The 7,307-nt window shown below is 68.6% G+C and carries 8 protein-coding genes; 1 reads left to right on the top strand and 7 read right to left on the bottom strand.

Translation table 11 applies throughout. The features are described from left to right. From AB1634_17960 to waaF, 5 genes are all read right to left on the bottom strand, one after another. Window positions 1-363 (bottom strand): MBL fold metallo-hydrolase (locus AB1634_17960; GenBank protein ID MEW6221401.1); only part of this gene is annotated, 363 nt, incomplete at its 3' end. A 67-nt stretch (window positions 364-430) separates the two neighbouring features. Continuing rightward, complete coding sequence (locus tag AB1634_17955; GenBank protein MEW6221400.1) at window positions 431-2,164, bottom strand: ABC transporter transmembrane domain-containing protein; 1,734 nt, start codon at window positions 2,162-2,164, stop codon at window positions 431-433. Continuing rightward, the gene (locus AB1634_17950; GenBank protein ID MEW6221399.1) at window positions 2,146-3,234 is read right to left on the bottom strand and encodes a glycosyltransferase family 9 protein; all 1,089 of its coding nucleotides are present in this window, start codon (window positions 3,232-3,234) and stop codon (window positions 2,146-2,148) included. The genes AB1634_17955 and AB1634_17950 overlap by 19 nt, the downstream gene beginning before the upstream one ends. Then, on the bottom strand, window positions 3,222-3,806 hold the full coding sequence (locus AB1634_17945; protein ID MEW6221398.1) for an HAD family hydrolase: 585 nt from the start codon (window positions 3,804-3,806) through the stop codon (window positions 3,222-3,224). Before AB1634_17945 ends, AB1634_17950 begins: the two co-directional genes overlap by 13 nt. 20 nt (window positions 3,807-3,826) lie before the next feature. Then, entirely contained in the window at window positions 3,827-4,870 is a 1,044-nt protein-coding gene (gene waaF / locus AB1634_17940; protein MEW6221397.1) for a lipopolysaccharide heptosyltransferase II, read from the bottom strand. Between the two features lie 149 nt (window positions 4,871-5,019). Between waaF and AB1634_17935 the strand changes: the two genes are divergently transcribed. Beyond that, window positions 5,020-6,216 carry a putative sulfate/molybdate transporter gene (locus AB1634_17935; protein ID MEW6221396.1) on the top strand — a complete coding sequence of 399 codons (1,197 nt, stop codon included), beginning with the start codon at window positions 5,020-5,022 and terminating at the stop codon, window positions 6,214-6,216. A 152-nt stretch (window positions 6,217-6,368) separates the two neighbouring features. Here AB1634_17935 and AB1634_17930 read toward each other — a convergent pair whose 3' ends face one another. Next, window positions 6,369-6,656 carry an addiction module antidote protein gene (locus AB1634_17930; protein MEW6221395.1) on the bottom strand — a complete coding sequence of 96 codons (288 nt, stop codon included), beginning with the start codon at window positions 6,654-6,656 and terminating at the stop codon, window positions 6,369-6,371. Window positions 6,657-6,659: 3 nt separating this feature from the next. After that, window positions 6,660-6,959, bottom strand: coding sequence for a type II toxin-antitoxin system RelE/ParE family toxin (locus tag AB1634_17925; protein MEW6221394.1), 300 nt, complete (start codon window positions 6,957-6,959; stop codon window positions 6,660-6,662). Between the last annotated feature and the right edge of the window lie 348 nt (window positions 6,960-7,307).

Genomic DNA, 7,307 nt, shown 5'->3' with positions numbered 1-7,307 from the left:
CAAGGTGGCAAACCCGGGCACCGGCCGCTGCCGGGCCTGCAGATCGACATCCTCAAGCCAGGCCTTCTCGGCCGCGTGCATGGCCACCCGGCAGCCGGTGGCCTCGTGGAGCGGGCGGCTGGCGCCGATGTGATCCGGATGGGCATGGGTGTGCAGCAGGGTGGCAACCTCGTCCAGACACCGGCCGGCGGCCTCCAGGTAGCTCTGGATGACCGGCAGGCCCGCCGCCACCCCGCAGTCCACCAAGTGGACCCGCCGGCCATACAGAAGGACCATGTTCACCCAGCGCTCCAGGTGGACCTCCGGTGAGACCGGGATGACAAAGGGGATGCGCAGCAGGTGGATGCCAGGGCAGATTTCCATGGGGGGGCAGCTCCTCAGGGGGTCCGTGTGGTGTCCGTGTCCGTCCGTGTCCCGTCCGTGCGGAAGCCTACCGCCCATCCGCAAACTGCAGATCATGCAGCTGGCGGTACAGGCCGTCAGCTGCCAGAAGCTCCTCGTGGCTGCCGGTCTCGACGATGCGGCCCCGGTCCAGGACCACGATCCGGTGGGCGTTGCGGATGGTGGACAGCCGGTGGGCGATGACCAAGGTTGTCCGATTCTGCATCAGGTTGTCCAGAGCCTTTTGCACCTCCCGCTCCGATTCGGCGTCCAGGGCCGAGGTGGCCTCGTCGAGGACGAGGATGGGCGGGTTCTTGAGCAGGGCCCGGGCAATGGCCAGCCGCTGGCGCTCGCCCCCGGACAGCCGCACCCCCGCCTCGCCCACCTCGGTCGCCAGGCCCCGGGGCAGCCGCTCGATGAACTCCCAGGCATGGGCGGCCCGGGCCGCAGCCTCGATCTCGGTCTCGGAGCGGCTGGTATCGCCGTAGGCGATGTTGCTCCGCACCGTATCGTTGAAGAGGATGGTCTGCTGGGTGACGATGCCGATCTGGCGGCGCAGGGAGGCCAAAGTGACGGAGCGGATGTCCACCCCGTCCACCAGGATGGCGCCGGCGGTGACATCGAAGAAGCGGGGCACGAGATCCACCAGGGTGGACTTGCCGGCGCCGCTGGGTCCGACGATGGCCAGCATCTGGCCCGCCGGCACCGTCAGCTCGATGCCGGCAAGAACCGTCTCTTCACCGTAGGCGAAGGAGACGTCCCGGAAGGCCAGCTCCCGGCTGATCGGCGGCAGGTCCCGGGCCTGGCCTTCCTCCGCCACCTCCGGCTGCAGGTCCAGGAGGGCGAAGACCCGGCGGGCGGCGGCCAGGCCTTGCTGCAGGGTGCTGTTGACGCTGCTGATGCCCCGGATCGGCTCGTAGATCATAGCCAGGGCCACCAGAAAGGAGATGAGGGTGCCCGGGGTGGACTCCCCGGCCAGCACCGCCCGGCCGCCGAACCAGAAGCAGAAGGCCACCGAGATGCCGCCCAGAATCTCCATCAGAGGGGTGGCGAGGCCCCGGGCCTGGACCTCGGACAGGCCCAGGCCCAGAAGGCGGTGCAGAAGGGCCATGAAGCGGCCCATCTCGTAGCGCTCCATGGCGAAGGCCTTGACGATGCGGCTGCCGGTGATGGTCTCGTGGAGGAGGGTGGAGACCAGGGCGAGGGTCTCCTGGCTACCGCGGCTGAGGCGGCGGTGCCGCCGGCCGAAGCGGGCGATGAGCAGGCCCGCCGAGGGAAAGAAGATCAGGGCCAGGAGGGCCAGCCGCCAGTTGTGGTAGAAGATCACCCCCAGGAGGGCGACGATGGTCACCGCGTATTTGCAGATCGCCACCAGCCCGTCCGCCACCGCACCCTGGACCAGGGTCACGTCGGCGATGGTGCGGCTGATCAGCTCGCCGGTGGCGGTGCGCTGGAAGAACGACAGGGACAGGGCCTGGAGCTGGCCGTAGATGGCGGCCCGCAGCTCGAGGACGATCCGGAGCCCCACCGAGTTCAGGAGATAGAAGTAGCTGTAGTAGAAGAAGCCCTTGACCAGGTAGAGGGCCACCAGCCCCAGGGGCACCAGGGTGAGCATCGCCTGGTCCCGGTTGATGAGGACCTCGTCGATGAGGGGCTTGAACATGTAGGCAGCAGCCGAGGACAGGCCGGAGACCACCACCATGCAGGCCATGGCCACGCCGAGCCGGCTGCGGTGCGGCCGCACCAGGCCCAGCAGCCGGCGGATCAGCTCCGACTCCCGCATGCCGCCTCCTTGGCCGCAGCCGGGCTCCAAGGGAACAGGACCTCCGCCGCTGCCTGCACCACCATCTCCACGCTGGTGGCCTCCATGCAGGCGGGCTGGCGGCAGACCCTCTTGAAGCAGGGGGCGCAGGCCAGGCCCTCCGGCCGCAGCACCCGGTGGCCAGGGCCGAACGGCCCGGTGCGCCAGGGAGCGGTGGGCCCGAAGATGGCCACCACCGGCCGCTCCACAGCGGCGGCCATGTGCATGGGCCCGGTGTCGGTGGAGACCACCAGCCGGCAGCGCCGGTAGAGCTCGGCCAGCTGGCGCAAGGAGGTGCGGCCAGCCAGGCTGGGGGCAGGTGTGGCCATCTGCCCCTGGATGGAGGCGATGGCGCCCTGGTCCTCGGGACCGCCGGTGAAGACCACGGCGGCGCCCAGCTCGGTCGTGAGGCGTGTGGCCACGGCCGCAAACCGGGACAGGGGCCAGAGCTTGGAGTCCCACTTGGCCATCGGGTTGATGGCCACCAGGGGCCGGCCCTGGTCCAGGCCGTGGTCAGCCAGGAGCCGGTCCACGGCGGCCTCCACCTCGGTCCCGGCCGGAATGACGAAGCGCACCGGCACGGTGGCGGCGCCCAGATGGCGGGCCAGATCGAGATAGCGCCACACCGCGTGCTGCTCCCGATCGAAGGCCGGCAGCCGCTCGGTGAGAAAGATCTCGGTCATCTCGTCGGCTCCCCGGTGGCCGATGATCCGGCCGGCCCGGCAGAGGCGGATCGGCAGACTGGCCTTGAGGGCGGCCTGCAGGTCGAGGATGGCATCAAAGGCCTCGGCCCGCAAGCCGGCCACCCCGTGCAGAAGCTCCGCCAGGCCGCAGGCCCAGGAATCCGGGCGCCGCATCCTCTTCAGCCAGGACTTCCGGGGCAGCACCAGCAGGCGGTCCAGCTGGGGATGCCCCACGAGAAGATCCGCGGCCGCCTCTTCCACCAGCCAGCTGAGGTGGGCGTGCGGCAGGCCCTGGCGCAGGGCATTGAGGCAGGCCAGGGCCTGGGTGACATCGCCCACTGCCGACAGCTTGACGATCAGGATGCGCATGCCTGACCTCTGATCCAGCGGGCCGCGGCCAGGAGGTCCGGGGCCACGTGCACCGGCTGCACCCGGGCGGCCGGGCCGATGAATTCCAGATCGCCGCGGCCGTAGCCGGTCAGGACGAGAATCCCTTGCGCGCCGACCGCTGCCGCGGTCTCGAGATCGGACCAGCGGTCGCCCACCATGAAGGAGCGGGCCAGGTCCAGGTCGAGGTCTGCGGCCGCCTGCTCCAAGAGGCCGGGCCGGGGCTTGCGGCAGCGGCAGGCCTGGCGCAGGGCGGCCACCTTGGCCTCCGGATGATGGGGGCAGACATAGAGGCCGTCGAGCCGGGCGCCGCCAGCGTTCAGGGCCTCGGCCAACAGGCGGTGCACCGCCTCCAGGCAGCTGGCCGGAAAATAGCCCCGGGCCAGGCCGCTCTGGTTGGTCACCACCACCACCGGCCAGCTGGCCTCGTTGAGGAGGCGGATCCCCTCGACGCTGCCCGGCAGGAGCACAAAGCGACTGGGATGGTTGACGTAGCCCATCTGCTCGTTGATGGTGCCGTCCCGGTCCAGGAAGACGGCGGGGCGTCCGGCCATGACGACAGATCCCTCGCCGGTCAGGCCGCCCGGTCCAGGCGCGCCCGGGTGGCGGCAAAGACCTCATCCACCGAGATGCTGGCCATGCAGGAGAAATCGCCGTTGGGGCAGACGGTGGCCAGACAAGGGCTGCAGGGCAGGGGATGGCGCAAGACCCGAGCGCGGTCCGAGAAGGGTCCGGTGGTGACCGGGTTGGTGGAGCCGAAGATGGCCACCAGCGGCACCGCCAGGGCGGCGGCCACGTGCATGAGGCCGGAATCGTTGGAGACCACCACCTGGCAGCGGGCGATGAGGGCCGCGGCCTGGGCCAGGCTGGTGCGGCCGGCAAGATCGAGCACGGCGGCCGGTGCCGCGGCGCGGATCGCCGCCGCGGCCGGCGCCTCGGCCGCGGTGCCGAAGACCAGCACCGTAGCGCCCGCCTCCTGGCCGAGACGGCGGGCCAGGGCCGCGAACCGCCCGGTGGGCCAGCGCTTGGCCGGGCCATAGGCGCCGCCGGGATTGAGGCCGACGAAAGGCCCCGGCCCGTGGGCCTGCAACAGCGCCGTGGCCCAGGCCCGGGCCGCGGCTGGCAGCCGCAGCTCCAGCCGGCAGGCCTGGGGCCGCATGCCCAGCCTGGCCAGAAGCGTCTGGTAGTAGTGCACCTGGTGGCGGCGCTTGATGCCGAAAGGCAGGGGCACGCCGTGGGTGAGCAGAAGGCCGCGGCCGTCAGTGGTGTAGCCGGCCCGGATCGGGATGTCGGCCAGCCAGGCCAGGAGGGCGGCCTCAAAGGCATTCTGGAAGAGGATGGCGGCATCGAAGCGCCGGGCCCGCAAGGCGGCAGCCAGGCGCAGCTTGCCGGCCAGGCCCCGGTGCTCGCCGTCCCGGCGGTAGGCGATGATCTCGTCCACATCCGGGCTGGCGGTAAAGACGTCCGCCATCCAGGGCAGGGCCAGGAGACACAGGCGGGCATCCGGCAGATTGGCGCGGATGGTGGCCATGGCCGGCAGGGTCATCACCGCATCCCCCACCCAGTTGGTGGCCCGGATGAGGACGGATTGGGGCTTGAGGGCGGTGAGGGGCAGCATATCCTCTCTTCGGTGAAAAGCATGCTAGTTGACCCTGTCTGGCCCGGGACGTCAAGGGTTTTGCCGGCGGCCGGCGGCCCGGATGGCCAGGATTTCCCTTGACGCTCCTCCCTGCATTGTCTCACGATGCCTGCTGAAGGGGGGACGCCATGGCAGAGGCGAAGAGCATGGTGGGCGGCTTGCGGTTCGATCGGCTGGAGCTGGCGGGCTCGGTGGGGGATCTGGGAACCCTCCTGCCCATTGTGGTGGGGATGATCCTGGTGAATGGGCTCAGCCCAACCACGGTCTTCCTGGCCTTTGGCATCTTCTATATTGTCGCCGGCCTCTTCTACCGGCTGCCGGTGCCGGTGCAGCCCTTGAAGGCGGTGGGCGCCATCGCCATCGCCTACCCGGAGCGGATCACCGAGCCGGTGATCGGCGCCGCCGGCACCATCTTCGGTGCCCTTCTGCTGGTCTTCGCCCTTACCGGCCTGGTGGACCGGCTGGCGAGGCTCTTCACCCCGCCGGTGGTGCGGGGCATCCAGCTGGCCCTGGGCCTGGTCTTCCTGCGCAAAGGGGTGCAGCTCATCACCGGCGACCAGCTCTTTCTCTCCGGCCAGGTCGGGCGGCTGGAGGCCTGGCACAGCAACCTGGCGGTGGGCCTGCTGGCCTTTGGCCTGGTGCTGGCCCTGCTGGACAACAAGAAGGTGCCGGCGGCCCTGGCCACCCTGGGCTTTGGCGCCCTGGCCGGTCTGGCCCTGGGGGGCGTCGGCGACCGGCCCCTGGCCATGGGACCCACCCGGGTTCAGCTGGTGGCAGCCACGGCCCAGGATTTCTGGACCGCCTTCGTCCTCCTGGTCCTGCCCCAGATTCCACTCACCATCGGCAACGCCTGTGTCGGCACCGCCGACACCTGCGCCAGCCTCTTTCCCGGCCACCCCCTCCTGGGCAAGGCCAAGGCCGGCACCTTTGCCCTGACCATGGGCCTGGTCAACCTGCCGGCCGGCCTGTTCGGCGCCGTGCCCATGTGCCACGGCACCGGCGGGCTGGCTGCCCATTACCGGTTCGGGGCCCGCACCGGCGGGGCGCCGGTCCTGATCGGCGCCGGGCTCGTCGTCCTGGGGCTCACCCTGGGCGAGGTGGGGCTGGCGATCCTCACCCTTATCCCCAACGGCGTCCTGGGGGTGCTCCTCATCTTCGCCGGCCTGGAGCTTTGCCCTCTGGTCCGCAACCTCAAGAGCAACGAGGAATATTTCGTCGCCCTTCTCATCTCCGGCATCGCCCTGGCCCTGCCCAACATGGCCTGGGCCTTCGGGGCGGGCATCCTGGTGGATCTGGCCATCCGCCGCTTCGGCATCCGGATCTGAGGCCAGGAGGGTCATGTTGGTCCGACAGACGGATTGACCCGCCAGGCGTCTGCTCCGGCCGCCGGATCCCCCTTCGTGCCCCGGGGACCAGCTTAATCCTTTGTCTCATTTTCGGGGTCCACTATATATTGTGATGCGAGACCGCGACAACCTCATGAATGGACGGGCGAAGCCGAAAGCTTTACTCCCAGGGCGTGAAGCAGCTTAAGCATAGTGTCATAGCGTGGCTTTGCTCCGGGTGTAAGTGCTTTGTAAAGGCTTTCGCGCCCTACTCCAGCGTCTTTGGCGAGTTGGGCCATACCGCGGGCGCGGGCCACATCACGCACGGCGATTAGAAATACTTCGGGGTTTGGGTCTTCCAAGGCGGCGGTTATATATTCCGCAATGGTTTTTTCATCATCGAGGTAGTCGGCAGCATCGAAGGGGGAAAATTTGGCCATGGTTTACTCCTTGTCTAGAGCCCGCGCCATTTCAATAGCGCGTTTGATGTCGCGCTTCTGCGACGACTTCTCGCCGCCCAAGAGAAGCAGATAGACCACCTCTCCGCGCCGGGTGAAATAAGCTCGGTAACCAGGCCCGACGTGGATGCGCATTTCGGAGACTCCTTCGCCAACCGCCTCACAGTCGCCGAAATTACCTTGCTCGGCAGACCGGATTCGATGGGCGATCCGGGCGCGCCCTACTCTGTCTTTCAAGCCAAAAAGCCAAGCATCAAACTCTTCCGAGCGGAGAAAGGTGTTCATAAGCTACAGTGTATCTGATTGGATACCGATCTGCAATCTTCTCAGCAGTTCCCGTTTTGGCCAAGTTGGGCAGGGGGTTGACCGTTTGACTGCTCAGATCCCCGCTGTGGCGGTCCCAAGGGATCCTTACAGTCGGTGGCCTGAGCTTGATCGCCTGAACCAGCGGCCGCGCTGGCCGATTTCGGCAACACCTCTCCCTTTGCTCTCCCACGGGGCGACAGCAGGAGAGGCGGTGCAGCTCTTTGGCACCCGTGGGCCAGGGGCCGTTAGTCCGGAATCGGGCAGGGCTGTTTTTCCACCCCATACACGATCACCCGCAGGATCGCCTCCATGGACGGAGCCATGAAG

It is taken from the genome of Thermodesulfobacteriota bacterium (assembly GCA_040755095.1).
Lineage (GTDB): Bacteria > Desulfobacterota > Desulfobulbia > Desulfobulbales > JBFMBH01 > JBFMBH01.
Note: the sequence above shows the minus strand (reverse complement) of the source record. Positions and strands in the feature narration are given on the sequence as shown.

Coding starts and splice junctions, on each gene's coding strand:
- AB1634_17945 (MEW6221398.1), bottom strand. CDS start 3,806: ATGGCCGGACGCCCCGCCGTCTTCCTGGACCGGGACGGCACCATCAAC.
- AB1634_17930 (MEW6221395.1), bottom strand. CDS start 6,656: ATGGCCAAATTTTCCCCCTTCGATGCTGCCGACTACCTCGATGATGAA.
- AB1634_17935 (MEW6221396.1), top strand. CDS start 5,020: ATGGCAGAGGCGAAGAGCATGGTGGGCGGCTTGCGGTTCGATCGGCTG.
- AB1634_17925 (MEW6221394.1), bottom strand. CDS start 6,959: ATGAACACCTTTCTCCGCTCGGAAGAGTTTGATGCTTGGCTTTTTGGC.
- AB1634_17955 (MEW6221400.1), bottom strand. CDS start 2,164: ATGCGGGAGTCGGAGCTGATCCGCCGGCTGCTGGGCCTGGTGCGGCCG.
- waaF (MEW6221397.1), bottom strand. CDS start 4,870: ATGCTGCCCCTCACCGCCCTCAAGCCCCAATCCGTCCTCATCCGGGCC.
- AB1634_17950 (MEW6221399.1), bottom strand. CDS start 3,234: ATGCGCATCCTGATCGTCAAGCTGTCGGCAGTGGGCGATGTCACCCAG.